Below are 15,056 nucleotides of genomic sequence, written 5' to 3'. Positions count from 1 at the left end.
GCTCTTGCCCTTCCCTTAACCGTGCCCTGTGGATGCTCGGGCATACGGTACCCGGCACGCTCGATGGATCCGGGACCTGACCGGGTCCCGATATCCGACCGGTATCGCCACGAGCGGCGATGGGGTGGTTATGGGGAGGAAACTGCCCGGTGGGTGACGTGCGTCACGCGTCCCGTGTCACTTGTTCAGTACGGCCTCCATGACCTTCTTGGCGATCGGCGCGGCCAGGCCACCACCGGAGATGTCGCCACGGGAGGCGTCGGAGTCCTCCACGACGACGGCGACGGCGACCGGGGAGCCGTCGGCGGTCTTGGCGTAGGAGATGAACCAGGCGTACGGGTTCTTGCTGTTGCCGACACCGTTCTGCGCGGTGCCGGTCTTGCCGCCGACGGTGACGCCGTCGATCTGGGCGTTCGTGCCGGTGCCCTCCTTGACCACGGTCTCCATCATCTGCTGGAGCTTCTGGGCGTTGGCGGCCGACACCGGCTGCGAGAACTCGTGGGGCTTCGTCTGCTCGATCACGTTCAGGTTCGGCGCCTGCAGCTTGTCCACCATGTACGGCTGCATGAGCTTGCCGTCGTTGGCGATGGCGGCGGCGACCATGGCCATCTGCAGCGGGGTGGCCGCGGTGTTGTACTGGCCGATCGCGGAGAGCACGTTGGACGGCGCGTCCATCTCCTTGGAGTAGACGCTGGCGTCCGCGCGGACCGGCGTCATGATCTCCTGGTTGAAGCCGAACTTCTCGGCCTGCTCGCGCATCTTGTCCTTCTTGAGCACGTCACCGATGTGACCGAAGACGGTGTTGCAGGACACCTTCAGAGCCACCCGCAGCGAGGCGTTCTTGCAGGGCAGGTCGCCCTCGTTCTCCAGGTTCCTGGAGCTCTGCGGCAGCTTGTAGGGCAGCGGCGAGTCGGTCGGCGCGTCGATGTCCGTGATCTTGCTGATGTCGCCGTTCTCCAGCGCCGCGGCGGCCGTGACGACCTTGAACGTCGAGCCGGGCGGGTAGACCTGGCGCAGCGCCCGGTTGAGCATCGGGTCGTCGGGGTTGTTGGCCTTCTGCAGGGCGAGCCAGTTCTTCTGGTCGGTCTTCGTGGAGGAGCCGGCGAAGGTCGACGGGTCGTACGAGGGCGTGCTGGCCAGCGCCAGGATCGCGCCGGTACGGGGGTCGAGCGCGGCGACCGCGCCCTTCTTGTTGCCGAGGCCGGTGAACGCGGCGAGCTGGGCCTTGGCGTTCAGGGTCGTGATGACCTTGCCGCCCTGCTTCTCCTTGCCGGTCAGCATGTCGATGGTGCGGTTGAAGAAGAGCCGGTCGTCGTTGCCGGTGAGGAACTTGTCGTAGACGCCTTCGAGGAACGTCGTCTGGTACGCCTGCGAGGCGTAGCCGGTGACGGGGGCCCACATGGGGCCGTCCTTGAAGGTGGCCTTGTACTTGAAGTCGCTGCCGGGCGTCTCGACGCTGCCGGTGAGCGACTTGCCGTCGACGATGATGTCGCCCCGCGGCTGGGCGAACTGGTTGATGCTCACCCGCCGGTTGTGCTTGTCGTTCGCCAGCTCGTCACCCGTGACGAACTGCACATAGTTGACGCGGATCAGCAGGGCGAGGACGAGCAGGCCGCAGAAGACCGCGACCCGTCGCAGGGGCTTGTTCACTGGGTGCGCACCACCTGGGTCGGTTCGGCATCGGTTGACGGGGCGGGGCTGGGTGCCGGGCGGCGCGCGGTGTCGCTGATGCGCAGCAGGATCGCGACCAGCGCCCAGTTCGCGATGACGGAAGAACCGCCCTGGGCGAGGAACGGCATGGTCATACCGGTGAGCGGGATGAGGCCGGTGACGCCGCCGGCGACCACGAAGACCTGCAGCGCGAAGGCGCCCGACAGGCCGATCGCGAGCAGCTTGCCGAACGGGTCGCGGGCCGCGAGGGCGGTGCGGACACCGCGCTCGATGAGCAGCCCGTAGAGCAGCAGGACGCCCATCAGGCCGGCCAGGCCGAGCTCCTCGCCGACGGTGGCGAGGATGTAGTCGCTCTTCGGGGCGATGCCGCCGATGAGCCGGGAGTACCCCTGGCCCAGGCCGGAGCCGAACATGCCGCCGGAGCCGAACGCGTACATGGTCTGGGCGGTCTCGGTGACCCCGCCGTTGACCAGCGCGAGCGGGTTCAGCCAGTTGTCGACGCGGTCCTTGACGTGGTGCTCGAAGGTGGAGACGAAGACCGCGCCGGCGGCCGACAGCACCAGGCCGAAGACGATCCAACTGGTGCGCTCGGTGGCGACGTACAGCATGATCACGAACAGGCCGAAGAAGAGCAGTGAGGTGCCGAGGTCGGTCTCGAAGACCAGGATCAGCAGGCTGAGCACCCACAGCACCAGGATCGGTCCGAGGTCGCGGCCGCGCGGCAGGTACAGGCCCATGAAGCGGCGGCTGGCGAGCGCGAGCGCGTCCCGCTTGACCATCAGGTAGCCGGCGAAGAAGACGGTGATGATGATCTTCGCGAACTCGCCGGGCTGCAGCGAACCCACACCCGGGATGGTGACCCAGATCTTGGCGCCGTTGATGCCGGGGAAGAACACCGGCATGATCAGCAGGACCAGCGCCACCACCATGGAGATGTAGGTGTAGCGCTGCAGGATCCGGTGGTCCTTGAGCACGACCAGCACGGCGACGAAGAGCGCGACGCCGAGCGTGGACCACATCAGCTGGGTCGGCGCCATCGCCTTGCCCAGCGAGGGCTCCAGGTCAAGCCGCCAGATGAACACCAGGCCCATGCCGTTGAGCAGCGTCGCGATCGGCAGCATCAGCGGGTCCGCGTACGGCGCGAACTTCCGCACGATGAGGTGCGCGATGCCCGCGAGCAGGCCGAGGCCGAGGCCGTAGGCGAGCAGGCCGGCGGGCAGCGAGCCGTCCTTGGCCAGGCCGACGTTGGCGTACGCGAAGACCGGGATCAGCACGGCGAAGACGAGCAGCGCGAGCTCGGTGTTGCGCCGGCTGGGTGCGCCGACGGAAGAGATGGTGCTGGTGTTGCTGGCACTCATGAAGAGCTGCCCCCTCCTCGTACTACTGCTGGGTGCCGCACTGCGGAGCCAGCTTCTGTTCGTCGGGCGAGAGGGTGGGGCCAGGGGTCGGGACCGCGCCGGTCGGCTTGTTCAGCTTGTCCTGGGCCGCCTTCGCGGCGGCCTTGGCCTTCGCGGCGTTGGTCTTGCCCGCTTCGACCTTCTTGCAGACGTCGGCCTGCTTGGCCAGCTCGTCGGCCTTGTCGGTGGCCTGGCCGAGGCTGCTCAGCGCGATCGTGGCCTCGACCTGGTCGCGCTGGTAGGCCGGCAGGTACTTGAGTTCGATCTCGGGGCGGTCCTGATGGACCTTCGACAGGCTGATCCACGCCAGCTTCTGGTCGATGCCCTGGTAGACGGCGACGTGCTGGTCCTTGGCGCCCACGTAGTACTGGGTCTGCGTCCAGCGGTAGCCGGCGTACAGACCGCCGCCGAGGACGCCGAGGATGACGACCAGGATCACCGAGCGCTTGAGCCACTTGCGCTTCTTGACCGGCTTGTCGAGCTCCGCGTCGTCGAACGCGCCGAAGGAGCCCATCGGGGCCGCGCCGGCCATCGTCAGATCGCCGCTGCCGGGCGGGCCGAAGGAGCCCGCGGGGCCCGTCTGCTGCGGCGGGGGCGTCCGGCCCAGCTCCGAGGCGCGGCCGGCCGGGGTCTGCAGGTGCCGCGGGTCGGAGAGCGGCAGCTGGCTGTCGGCGACGGCGCCCACCACCACCGGGGTGTCGTTCAGCTGTCCGGCCAGCGTGTCGCTGTCGTCCACGTCCAGGACGTCGGCGACGATGCAGGTGATGTTGTCGGGGCCGCCACCGCGCAGCGCGAGCTGGATCAGCTCCTGCACGGTCTCGTTGGGTGCCTGGTACCCCGCGAGGGTGTCCTCGAGGGTCTGGTGGCTGACGACGCCCGACAGCCCGTCGGAGCAGATCAGATACCGGTCGCCGACCCGCACCTCGCGGATCGACAGGTCCGGCTCCACGTGCTCGCCACTGCCCAGCGCGCGCATCAGCAGGGAGCGCTGCGGGTGGGTGGTGGCCTCCTCCTCGGTGATCCGGCCCTCGTCGACGAGCCGCTGCACCCAGGTGTGGTCCTGCGTGATCTGCGTGAGCAGACCGTCGCGGAGCAGGTACGCGCGGGAGTCGCCGACGTGGACGAGACCGAGCCGCTGTCCGGTCCACAGCAGAGCGGTGAGCGTGGTGCCCATGCCCTCCAGCTGCGGGTCCTCCTCGACCATGACGCGCAGCTGGTCGTTGGCGCGCCGCACGGCGGTGCCGAGCGACGTCAGGATGTCGGAACCGGGAATGTCGTCGTCGAGCGTGACGATGGTGGAGATCACCTCGGACGAGGCGACCTCACCGGCCGCCTGGCCGCCCATGCCGTCGGCGATCGCGAGCAGGCGCGGACCGGCATAGCCGGAGTCCTCGTTGCCCTCCCGGATCATGCCCTTGTGCGAACCGGCGGCGAAACGCAGGCTCAGAGTCATGCGCACCTCGCCCGTCGGCTCCGGGTACATCCGCACGCTGCCCACCCTCTCGCTCGCGCTCGCTGGCTCCGCTCGCCCATTGTGCGACTACTTCCGCAGCTCGATGACGGTCTTCCCGATGCGGATCGGCGCGCCGATCGGCACCGGGGTCGGCGTGGTCAGCCGATTCCGGTCCAGATAAGTGCCGTTGGTGGATCCGAGGTCCTCGACGATCCACTGGCCGTCCCGGTCCGGGTAGATCCTGGCATGCCGACTGGACGCGTAGTCGTCGTCGAGCACGATTGTTGAGTCGTGCGCCCGGCCGAGCGTGATGGTCTGGCCCTGCAACGCGACCGTGGTACCCGTCAGCGAGCCCTCGGCGACGACCAGCTTGGTCGGGGCGCCACGGCGCTGTCGGTTGTTCTGCGGCTGTTGCCGCTGGTTCTGCGCCTGTTGTTGGCGCTGCTGCGGCGGGCGGGACGGGTCGGCCCCGCGCCGTGCCGCGCGCTGGGTCACCCGGGTCCCGAACAGGTCACTTCTGATGACCTGTACCGCGACGATGACGAACAGCCACAGTACGGCGAGGAAACCCAACCGCATGACCGTCAGGGTCAGCTCTGACATTGCCCCCGCTTCACCCTTCGGCTTGCCGGTACACGATGGTGGTGCTCCCGACGACGATGCGAGAGCCGTCGCGGAGCGTAGCGCGCAAGGTGTGCTGCCCGTCCACCACAATGCCGTTTGTTGATCCGAGGTCTTGGACCACGGAAGGCGATCCGACCCTGATTTCGCAGTGCCGGCGCGAGACGCCGGGGTCGTCGACCCTGACATCCGCCTCGGTGCTGCGGCCGAGAACGAGCGTCGGCCGGGAAATCTGGTGCCGGTTGCCGTTGATCTCGATCCAGCGCCGCACCGCGCCGCCGCCGGGACCGCCCTGCGGCGATCCGGCGCCGGGCAGCCGCGTCACGGGCGCCGGTCCGCCGGCACGTCCGCCCGGAGGCGGTCCCGCCGGCATCGGGGGCGGTCCCGAGGGACGATACGGCGCCGCGGCGCGCGGCGGCTCGTGCCGCTGCATCGGCTGCGGCGGCTGTTGCTGGTGGGGCTGCGGTTGCTGGGACTCGCTGGACGCGAGCGTGCGGCTGCGCACCCGGTACAGGCCGGTGTCGAGGTCGTCGGCCTTCTCCAGGTGGACCTTGATGCCGCCCATGAAGGTGTAGCGCTGCTGCTTGGCGTAGTCCTTCACCATGCCGGCGAGTTCCTCGCCGAGCTGCACGGAGTACGGACTGAGCCGTTCGAAGTCGGGCGTGCTCAGCTCGACGATGAAGTCGTTGGGCACCACAGTGCGGTCGCGGTTCCAGATCGTGGCGTTGTTGTCGCACTCACGCTGGAGCGCGCCCGCGATCTCGACCGGCTGGACCTCGCTCTTGAACACCTTGGCGAAGGTGCCGTTCACAAAGCCCTCGAGACGCTGCTCGAAGCGCTTCATTACTCCCATGGGGCACCTCCCTCCTCGGGCTCTTCCGATACTGCTTACTGATCGTATCCACGCGCCGGGAAAACGGCTGGTTCCCCGATCCCGTGGGACGGGGCAGTGTCAACCCTCACACGGTCCACTCGGATGGTAGATGCGGCTCCTGTCCAGTGTCCCGCAACCGGGGGCGCGGCCGTACAGCGCGGTGCTCTCCGGTGAACCCTGCCCGGTGGGGGCCGGGGTACACGGCGCGGACGGCTTCGGAGGCCGACACCCGGGCGGGCTCAGGCGCCGGGCGGTGTCCGCCCCGGTGGGCGGGCGGAAACGGGTGTGATTCCACCCCTGCCGCCGTGCTAATCTTCTCGAGTCGGAAGGCGCTCCCGCACTGCCCGGACCACGGTCCGGAGGGTGAAGGAGCATCGACCGGCGCCACTTATTGCGCGAGTGGCGGAACGGCAGACGCGCTGGCTTCAGGTGCCAGTGTCCTTCGGGACGTGGGGGTTCAAATCCCCCCTCGCGCACAGAGTAGAACCGTTGAACGGTCTCTCCGGAGTGACGAAAGTCGCCCGGAGGGGCCGTTTTTCGTTGGCCGGATGTTTCGTGAGGTGGTCCGGGTGACGCTCGTCACTCCTGAGTGGCCCCGCCTCGTGTTCCGCCGTCCCCAGAACCCCGTTGGCGTTGTCGGACCCCCCGCGTAGATTCAGCGCCGGTGTCGTCACCGACGATCACCGGACGTTCACCGGCGTTCGCGCCGGATCCCGAGGGGGGATTCATGACCGTGATGCACCGAAGGCTGCCCGGACGGTGGCGCTTCGCCGTTGTTCCGGCCGCGGCGCTGCTCGCCGCCGCGGCAGCCACGACCCCGGCGGCCGCCCAGGACGCCGCACCGGTCCCGGCACCGAGCGGGCCCGCCACCACCCCGTCCCCGTCGGGCGGGGGTGACGCCTGCGGGGCCACCGCGCCCTACGGATACATCGGAAACACGGGCGTCACGTTCTCGGCGACATCGAACGGCAAGTCGACGGTCACGTACACCACCGAGTTCCTCATCCAGCCGGGCGACGGCTCGGCGCCGTACGACTACACGCAGACCGGGTACGGCGGTGGCCTGCGCCGGCTGCAGCTCCCGGCCGCGGACTTCACCGACGGGGTGACGTACACCTGGCAGGTCCGTGAGACGGCCTCGGACGGTGGGGTCTCCGACTGGTCGGCCGGCTGCCACTTCATCGCCGACCACACCCGGCCCGCCGTGCCGGTCGTGAAGTCCAAGGTGTTCGCGCCGTCCGACGGCACGACTCCGGCGCCGCCCGTCCGCACCACGGGTGCCTTCACCTTCAAGGTGTCCGGGCCGGCCGCGGCCGACGCCGTGCGGTTCGAGTACGCGCTGAACGGCGCCGTGCCCAGCATCGGTGCCACGTCGGTGCCGGTCGGTCCGCACGGCACGGCGACCGTGAAGCTGACGCCCACCCAGTGGGGGACGAACTGGCTCAACGTCCGGACGGTGGACCGGGCAGGGAACCTCTCGGAGGACGCGCAGTACACCTTCATGGTGTCGTCCGCCGCCGAGCAGGACCACTTCGGCGACCTCAACGGCGACGCGCAACCAGACCTGCTGGCCATCGGTGCGGACGGCAAGCTGTATGTCCTGTACGGGAAGGGCGACGGCACGCTGAAGAAGGCGGTGACGTACGCCGACTCCGGAAGCGCGTGGGCACCGGGTGCCGTGCTGCGGAACGGGGACTCGGACTGGGACGGCTACCAGGACCTGCTCAGGGTCAGCGACACCGGGTACATGACGGCGTACAGCAACAACGGTCTGGGTGACTTCGACCAGAGCACGCAGCGACTGGGCAAGTGGACCCGGGCCGACGGCACCAGCTGGAAGGGCGCCACGCAGCTCCTCCACGGCAGCGGGGACGGCGATCTGCTCACCGTGGAGAACGGCCGACTGCTGCGGTGGGACCCGGGTTTCGGATCGATCACCCCCACCGTGCTGGCCACCGGCCTGGAGAACCGCACCGTCATCACCCCCGGTGACGTGACCGGCGACGGCATCGTGGACATCCTGTTCCGGGACGACGTGACCGGCAGGATCACCCTCGCGGCGGGCAACGCCGACGGGACGATCGCCGCCCCTTCGGCCTGGAAGGCGTTCGGCAGGGGATTCACCGCCGCGGCCTACCCGCGGATCCTCAGCGCAGGGGACGCCAACGGTGACGGTGTCGCCGACCTCTACGCGGCCGACAAGCGCGGCACCCTGAAGTTCTTCGCCGGGCTCAGGGGTGGCGGCTTCGCACCCGCGACGGGCGCGCACGGCGCTCTCGACTGGACGACCGTCGTCTCGGCCGACTGACCGCAGCACCTGCCGGAACGCCTCCGGGCAGCCGTCTGCCGCGCACCTCTCGGGGTGCGCGGCAGACGCGCTTCGGTGCCCGGCCGGGCGAGCGGGCGGCGGGTCGTCAGATGGTGGCGGAGTCGCCGTGGCGGCCGAGGCCGGAGGTGAAGCGGCGGGCGCCTTCGGTTACTCCGGCGAGGGCGGCGGAGGCGTTGTGGAGTTCCTGGCGGAGGGCTTCGGGTTCGGGGAGGCCGGCCTGGGCGCGGGCGGACTCGCGGTCGGCGCGCATGCAGGCGGCCGGGTAGCGGGCGATGTCGGCGGCGAGTTCGCGGGCGGCCCGCAGGGCTTCGCCGGGGGGTACCAGGCGGTTGACGAGGCCGATGGCGTGAGCCTCGGGGGCGGGTACCGGGCGGCCGGTCAGGATCAGGTCCATCGCCCGGCTCTCGCCGATGAGGCGGGGCAGCCGTACGGTGCCGCCGTCGATCAGCGGAACGCCCCAGCGGCGGCAGAAGACGCCGAGGACGGCGTCCTCCTCGGCGACCCGCAGATCGCACCACAGGGCGAGTTCCAGTCCGCCCGCGACGGCGTGGCCGCTGATCGCGGCGATGACGGGTTTGGACAGCCGCAGCCGGGTGGGTCCCATCGGGCCGTCGCCGTCCTCGGCGACCCGGTTGCCGCGGTCGGTGCCGACGGCCTTGAGGTCCGCGCCGGCGCAGAAGGTGCCGCCCTGGCCCCACAGGACGGCGACAGCGGCGTCGGGGTCGGCGTCGAAGTCCCGGAACGCGGCGGCCAGGGCCGCGGCGGTGGGGCCGTCGACGGCGTTGCGCGCCCTGGGGCGGTTCAGGACGACGGTGGTGACGGGGCCGTCGCGCTCGACGCGGACCGGGGCGTCGGCAGCCTCGGCGGCGTCTTCGGGTGCGGTCACAGGAGGTGGCGGGCGCGGTCGATGAGGGGTGCGGTGTCGGTGCCGGCGGGGAGGGTGCCGAAGGCGCGGCCGTGGTCGCCGCCGAGCCGGGAGGCGCAGAAGGCGTCGGCAGCGGGGCTGCCGTACTGGACGAGCAGCGAGCCCTGCAGGACGAGCGCCATCGACTCCACGATGCGCCGGGTACGGAATTCGAGGTCGGTGAGGTCGCCGAGCTCCTTCTTGAGCTCCGCCACGGACGCGTCCAGCCGCCGGTCGGCGCCCGCCGCCAGGTCGGTCTCGGCGAAGAACGCCTCGACGGAGTCGGGCTGACGGGCCATCGCGCGCAGCGCGTCGAGCGCCGAGACGTTGCCGGAGCCCTCCCAGATCGACATCAGCGGAGCCTCGCGGTAGAGGCGCGGCATGCCCGACTCCTCGATGTAGCCGTTGCCGCCGAAGCATTCGAGGGCTTCGGCGGCGTGCACGGGACCGCGCTTGCACACCCAGTACTTGGTGACGGCGAGCGCCAGCCGGCGGAAGGACTCCTCGGCGGCGTCGCCGCGTGCCGCGCGGTCGGTGGCGCCGGCCAGCCGGATCGCGACGGTGGTGGCGGCCTCGGACTCGACGGCGAGGTCCGACAGGACGTTGCGCATCAGCGGCTGGTCGATGAGCGGGGCACCGAACGCCGAGCGGTGCGCGGTGTGGTGGACGGCCCGGATCAGGCCGGCGCGCATACCGGTGGCGGCGCCCAGGACGCAGTCCAGACGGGTCAGGTTGACCATGTCGATGATGGTGCGGACCCCGCGGCCCTCCTCGCCGATGAGATACCCGAGGGCACCGTCGTACTCGATCTCGGCTGAGGCGTTGGAGCGGTTGCCCAGCTTGTCCTTGAGGCGCTGCAGCTGGATGCGGTTGCGGGAGCCGTCGGGGAGGACGCGCGGCAGCAGGAAGCAGGAAAGGCCGCCGGGGGCCTGGGCGAGGGTCAGGAACAGGTCCGACATGGGCGCGGACGTGAACCACTTGTGGCCGGTCAGCGTGTACGTGCCGGCCTCGCCGCCGGCCGGCACGGCCCGGGTGGTGTTGCTGCGGACGTCCGAGCCGCCCTGCTTCTCGGTCATCGACATACCGGCGATCAGGCCGCGCTTGCCGGCCGGGGCGCGGAGCCCGAAGTCGTACTCGCGGGCGGCGAGCAGCGGCTCGTACGCGGCGGCGAGCGCGGGGTTGGCGCGCAGGGCGGGGATGGCGGCGTACGTCATGGAGACCGGGCAGATGTGGCCGGGCTCCACCTGGCCCCAGACGTAGAGCTTGGCGGCGCGGGCGACATGGGCGCCGGGCCGGTCGTCGCGCCAGGGGGCCGCGTGCAGGCCGTGGCTGACGGCGGTGTCCATCAGTTCGTGCCAGGCGGGGTGGAACTCGACCTCGTCGATGCGGTTGCCGTACCGGTCGTGGGTGCGCAGCACCGGTTCGTTCTCGTTGGCCAACCGGCCCAGTTCCTGGGCGTGTTCGGTGCCCGCGAGCGTTCCCAGGGTGTGCAGCGAGTCCTCGGACTAGCCGGCGCCCTGGCGGTGCAGACCCTCGATGAGGGTGGCGTCGGCGGCGACGTCGTGGCCGGTCAGGGGCGGTGCTTGGTTGGTGACCTCATGAGTCTGCGGCATTGCGTCCTCCCAGAGCGCGTAGGGCGAAGGAGACGAGGGCGGGGATCAGGTCGTCGGGTGCGCCGCCGTCGGCGAGCGGGCCGACGAGGGCTTCTCCGACGGCCCCCACCAGGGCGGCGGCGGTGAGATGGGGATCCTGCGCCGGCAGTCGTCCGGAGGCGACGCCGGCGGCGATCTGTTCCGCGATCACATCGCGGAACGCACGGCGGAAGACCAGCCGTTCGGCGTCGACGGCGGCGTCGACCGGCTCGGCGAGCAGGGCGTAGGCCAGCCGCGGTGACTTCAGGGCCCGTCCGGCGAAGGTCTCGATGATCGCGGCGACCCGGTCGTGCAGGTCGGCGGGCCGGTTGGCGGCGGCCCGGACGGCCTCGACCTCCCGGCCGCAGACCACCCGGAACAGCTCCGCGACGAGCTCGGCCTTGCTGGGGAACGAGCGGTAGACGCTGCCGGCCGCGATACCGGCCCGTTCGGCGACCGCGGCCACCGAGCAGGCGGCGTAGCCGCGTTCGGCGAGCAGCTCCACCGCTCCGTGGAGCACGGCGTCGCGCTGGGCGTCGAGGCGCGCCTGGATGGTGGGGGTCCTGCGGTAGGGCATACGTAGAAGTGAAGCAGTGATTCAGTTCTTCATCAAGACTCGGTCCTGACGGTTCTGGGACGCTTCGGCCGGGCTGCTGCCGGGTTTCTCAGGGCTTCTTCGGAGTGAAGAGCGCGGTGGCCAGGGCCAGTCCAAGGACGGCGCCGGTCAGCTGGGCGGCGATGAAGCCGGGCAGCGAGCCGGGGGCGATTCCGGTGAACGTGTCGCTGAAGGAGCGGCCGACGGTGGCGGCGGGGTTGGCGAACGAGCTGGAGGAGGTGAACCAGCACGCGGCGCCGATATAGGTCGCGACGGCGACGGGTGCCAGCTGCGTGCGGCCGCTGCGGACCAGGCCGGTGACGAGCAGCACGAGCCCGGTGGTGGCGACGACTTCGCCCAGCAGCAGATGCCCCGCCGACAGGTCGTGGGTGGACCAGCTGATCAGCGGGCGGTCGAACATGGCGTCCGCGAGCACCGATCCGGCGATGGCGCCGGAGGTCTGCGCGATGACGTACAGGGCCACGGTCCGGGCGCCGTACGCGGTCGGGCCGCCGCGTGCGGTCCACCAGTCGGCGAGGGTGACCACGGGGTTGAGGTGCGCGCCGGAGACCGGGGCGAGGAGGGTGATCAGCACCCAGAGTCCCAGGGCGGTGGCCAGCACATTGGCCAGCAGCTGCACCCCGACGTCCTGGCTGAGGCGGGTGGCCTGGATTCCGGAGCCGACCACGACGGCCACCAGAGCGGCGGTGCCGACCAGTTCGGCGGCGGCTCTCCTGAGGGGCGGGACAGCCGGCGGGGTGGCTTCCCGCGCCGGAACGGCCTGTGTCTGCATGCCCAGATTCTGAGGCCTGTATCGGAATATTGTTTCCGTATCTTGGAAATGAGACAGGTTCGGTATCGGCACCGGCTGGTTCCGGCGGGTCGCTCACCGGTCGGGAAGCCAGTTGCCGTGGAATCCGTAGGGCACCCGCTGGGGTAGATGGATGGTCGCGACCGGCGGGGCGGCGAGGTGCTCGGCGTCCAGGATCACCAGGTCACTGGTGCCGGTGCCGGCGTCGTACACATAGGTGAGCAGCCAGCCGGGGCCGCCCGCGAGGCCGTCGGCCGGGGCGAAGGCGGCTTCGCCGGGGGTGCGGCCGGGCGCGAACTCATGGCTGCTGACGCCGCCGGTCCGCAGGTCGTAGCGGACCAGGGCGCCGGCCACCGGCCCGCGTCCCAGCCCCTCGGCGGTGGTGACATGGCCGAACCGGGCCGGCCGGCCGGCGAGCCGGTCGTCGACCCGGGGGAACTCGCACGGCCGGTCGTCGATCTGCTCCTCGGCGACGGTGCCCGTCACGAGGTCCAGCGTCCAGCGCCACAAGGTGGCGGGCCGGTGGGCCAGATCCGGCGCGTAGTGGTGCGGATAGCGCGTGACGTGCAGGACGATCCGGTCGCCATCGCCCTCGTCGTACGCGTTGAGCCCGTGGAAGACGTAGCAGGGGTCGATCGGGAACCAGCGGACGGCGCCGTACGGGTCGTCCCTGCGCAGCACGCCGAGCCGGGCGCCGTAGGCCGGGTCCCACTGGTACGGCATGCCGCCGCCGGGGCGCATGGCCTCCTGGAGGTTGAAGACCACGGGCAGATCCATGAACACCACGTGGGAGGCGGTGAGATGGAAGTCGTGCATCATCGTGTGCGCCGGGACGTCCACGGGGCGGCTGACGACCAGCTCGCCGGAGGCGTCGGCCCGGTGGTACGTGAGGTACGGGGCGGTGAGCCCGCCGTATCCGAAGAAGTGCAGCTCCCCGGTGGTCGGGCAGGTCTTGGGGTGGGCCGTCATCGGGGTGTCGAGCCGGCCGCCGAAGTCGTGCGGTCCGACGGTCTCCAGCTCATGCCCGGGGCGGCAGTCGATCTCGTACGGGAACGACGCCTCGACCAGGGCGAGGGTGCGGCCCGCGTGCCGGACGATGTGGGTGTTGGCGGGGCCCGCGGTGAGATCCGGATTGCCCTGGTCGTCATAGATCCGGGCGCCGTGGGTGAAGGTCGAGGTACGGACCCAGCGGTTGCGGTACGAGGTGGCGCGGCCGCCTTCGAGGCGGACGCCGTGCACCATTCCGGCGCCGAAGAACCAGTGCGGGGAGGCGGCGTCCTGCGGGTTGGGACCGTTGCGCAGGTACCAGCCGGTCAGCTCGGGCGGGATCGATCCGGTGACCGGCAGGTCGTAGGCGGTCAGCTCCTCCGCGACGGGGGCGAAGTTGCCGGACAGATGCGGGGCGGCGGCGGGCTGCTGGGTCATGCGGGGTCAGCCTTCCTGCGTGCCGGGCTCGGACAGGCGGGCTCGGACGCGGTCCGGGTAGCGGGCGGTGAAGAGCGCGGGGACCACGAAGCCGGCGACCTGGATCGGGATCGAGACACCGCTGCCGAGGTCCGCGGCGTAGACGGGGATCAGCACGGCGGCGGTGACGGTGAAGGCGGCGGCCCAGACGGCGGTGATCACCACGTTGATCCGGAGGAAGACCGGGCTGTTCCACACCTCGGGCGGGGCCTGGCGCTTCGCGATGCCGGTGGTGAAGGGGCGGCGGACGGCGAGGGTGGCCCAGGCGGTGATGGCCAGCCAGCCGAGCGACAGCGCCCCGCTGTAGTCCTCCAGGCCGGAGTCCGGACGGGAGAAGGCGACCACGCTGAGGACCGCGAAGAACGCGATCGTGCTGAACTCCAGAATCTGGGACTCGGCGGCGATGCCCGCCTTGCGGTCCTGGATCAGCAGCCAGATGCCGAGGACGAGACCCGTGAGGGCCCCCCACTGCCAGCCGGCCGAGGAGACGGCGGCGAAGGCGATCCAGGGGATGAAGCCGCGCAGGTAGTTCATGACAGGCCTTCCGGTGGTCCGGGTTCCGGGTTCGTGGTCCGGGTGGGTGGTCCCGGATGGTGGTCCGGGTCCGGTATTCCATTTCCGACGTGTCAAAAGTAGAACGTCCAGCATTGACGTGTCAAGAGTGGAAGGTAGGATGGAACACATGAGCCTCCGCCACGCACTGCTGGGCCTCTTGGTCGAACGTCCGGCCAGCGGCTACGACCTGATGAAGCTGTTCGAGACCTCCCTCGCCAATGTCTGGCCCGCGACCCAGAGCCAGGTCTACGGCGAGCTGGGGCGTCTCGCCGATACGGGCCTGCTGGAAGTGGCCGCGGAAGGACCGCGCGGCCGCAAGGAGTACGCCCTCACCGACGAAGGCCTCGCCGAGCTGCGGCACTGGCTCACCGAGACGGAACCCGACCGGGTGCGCCGCAGTGAAACGTTGCTGCGGGTCTTCTTCCTGGGCGTTCTCACTCCGGTGGAGGCGTGCGCGTACCTCGGGAACGAGGCGTCCCGCGCCGCCGGTCACCGGGCCTCGCTGAAGGAGCTGGAGGCGGCGGTGAACTGGGGCGACGACCAGCCCTCCGTCTACGGCCGGCTGGCCCTGGAGTACGGGCTGCGCTTCACCGCCATGCAGGAGGAGTGGGCCCGCTGGGCCGCGGACCAGGTCGCGGACCGCGCGCGCTGACCCGCGGCCCGGCACACCGACACCGATCGGCCGAGTGGCGGAGCGGCCGGTCCGTACCGGCCGCGCAAGGGTGGCAGCCCGGCGGGAACCGGGGCAGGG

At 70.7% G+C, this 15,056-nt stretch carries 12 protein-coding genes, 1 tRNA gene and 1 pseudogene; 3 read left to right on the top strand and 11 right to left on the bottom strand.

From position 1 onward, the window contains the following. Positions 1–177: 177 nt before the first annotated feature. From LNW73_RS15955 to LNW73_RS15935, 5 genes are all read right to left on the bottom strand, one after another. Positions 178–1,650 carry a peptidoglycan D,D-transpeptidase FtsI family protein gene (locus LNW73_RS15955; RefSeq protein WP_250976791.1) on the bottom strand — a complete coding sequence of 491 codons (1,473 nt, stop codon included), beginning with the start codon at positions 1,648–1,650 and terminating at the stop codon, positions 178–180. Further along, on the bottom strand, positions 1,647–3,029 hold the full coding sequence (locus tag LNW73_RS15950) for an FtsW/RodA/SpoVE family cell cycle protein (protein WP_138351201.1): 1,383 nt from the start codon (positions 3,027–3,029) through the stop codon (positions 1,647–1,649). Before LNW73_RS15950 ends, LNW73_RS15955 begins: the two co-directional genes overlap by 4 nt. 22 nt (positions 3,030–3,051) lie before the next feature. Then, the gene (locus tag LNW73_RS15945) at positions 3,052–4,521 is read right to left on the bottom strand and encodes a PP2C family protein-serine/threonine phosphatase (protein WP_250976792.1); all 1,470 of its coding nucleotides are present in this window, start codon (positions 4,519–4,521) and stop codon (positions 3,052–3,054) included. Between the two features lie 87 nt (positions 4,522–4,608). After that, positions 4,609–5,124 carry an FHA domain-containing protein FhaB/FipA gene (locus LNW73_RS15940; RefSeq protein WP_250976793.1) on the bottom strand — a complete coding sequence of 172 codons (516 nt, stop codon included), beginning with the start codon at positions 5,122–5,124 and terminating at the stop codon, positions 4,609–4,611. A gap of 10 nt (positions 5,125–5,134) precedes the next feature. Then, positions 5,135–5,995, bottom strand: a complete 861-nt coding sequence (locus LNW73_RS15935; protein WP_250976794.1) for an FhaA domain-containing protein — start codon at positions 5,993–5,995, stop codon at positions 5,135–5,137. 414 nt (positions 5,996–6,409) lie between these two features. On the opposite strand from LNW73_RS15935, the gene LNW73_RS15930 reads away from it, so the two are divergent. Next, a tRNA-Leu gene (locus LNW73_RS15930) sits at positions 6,410–6,492 on the top strand. A gap of 251 nt (positions 6,493–6,743) precedes the next feature. Then, entirely contained in the window at positions 6,744–8,324 is a 1,581-nt protein-coding gene (locus LNW73_RS15925; protein ID WP_250990350.1) for an FG-GAP repeat domain-containing protein, read from the top strand. Positions 8,325–8,430: 106 nt separating this feature from the next. On the opposite strand, the gene LNW73_RS15920 is transcribed toward LNW73_RS15925, so the two are convergent. The 6 genes and pseudogenes from LNW73_RS15920 to LNW73_RS15895 all read right to left on the bottom strand — a co-directional run bounded on the left by LNW73_RS15920 (position 8,431) and on the right by LNW73_RS15895 (position 14,284). Further along, positions 8,431–9,231: a crotonase/enoyl-CoA hydratase family protein gene (locus tag LNW73_RS15920; protein WP_250990349.1), complete on the bottom strand. Its 801-nt coding sequence runs from the start codon at positions 9,229–9,231 to the stop codon at positions 8,431–8,433. Then, positions 9,228–10,862, bottom strand: a pseudogene (locus LNW73_RS15915) (acyl-CoA dehydrogenase family protein). The gene LNW73_RS15920 and the pseudogene LNW73_RS15915 overlap by 4 nt, the downstream one beginning before the upstream one ends. Further along, positions 10,846–11,457: a TetR/AcrR family transcriptional regulator gene (locus LNW73_RS15910; protein ID WP_250990348.1), complete on the bottom strand. Its 612-nt coding sequence runs from the start codon at positions 11,455–11,457 to the stop codon at positions 10,846–10,848. The pseudogene LNW73_RS15915 and the gene LNW73_RS15910 overlap by 17 nt, the downstream one beginning before the upstream one ends. Before the next feature lie 88 nt (positions 11,458–11,545). Further along, positions 11,546–12,268: an aquaporin gene (locus LNW73_RS15905; RefSeq protein ID WP_250990347.1), complete on the bottom strand. Its 723-nt coding sequence runs from the start codon at positions 12,266–12,268 to the stop codon at positions 11,546–11,548. Positions 12,269–12,361: 93 nt separating this feature from the next. Further along, on the bottom strand, positions 12,362–13,711 hold the full coding sequence (locus LNW73_RS15900; protein WP_250990346.1) for a carotenoid oxygenase family protein: 1,350 nt from the start codon (positions 13,709–13,711) through the stop codon (positions 12,362–12,364). A 6-nt stretch (positions 13,712–13,717) separates the two neighbouring features. Beyond that, complete coding sequence (locus LNW73_RS15895) at positions 13,718–14,284, bottom strand: hypothetical protein (protein ID WP_250976801.1); 567 nt, start codon at positions 14,282–14,284, stop codon at positions 13,718–13,720. Between the two features lie 148 nt (positions 14,285–14,432). Between LNW73_RS15895 and LNW73_RS15890 the strand changes: the two genes are divergently transcribed. Further along, positions 14,433–14,957, top strand: coding sequence for a PadR family transcriptional regulator (locus tag LNW73_RS15890; protein WP_250990345.1), 525 nt, complete (start codon positions 14,433–14,435; stop codon positions 14,955–14,957). Positions 14,958–15,056 lie beyond the last annotated feature (99 nt).

This window comes from Streptomyces sp. RKAG337 (genome assembly GCF_023701715.1).
Classification (GTDB): Bacteria; Actinomycetota; Actinomycetes; order Streptomycetales; family Streptomycetaceae; genus Actinacidiphila.
The sequence above is the reverse complement of the archived record's forward strand: the minus strand, read 5'-3'. Positions and strand labels throughout refer to the sequence as shown.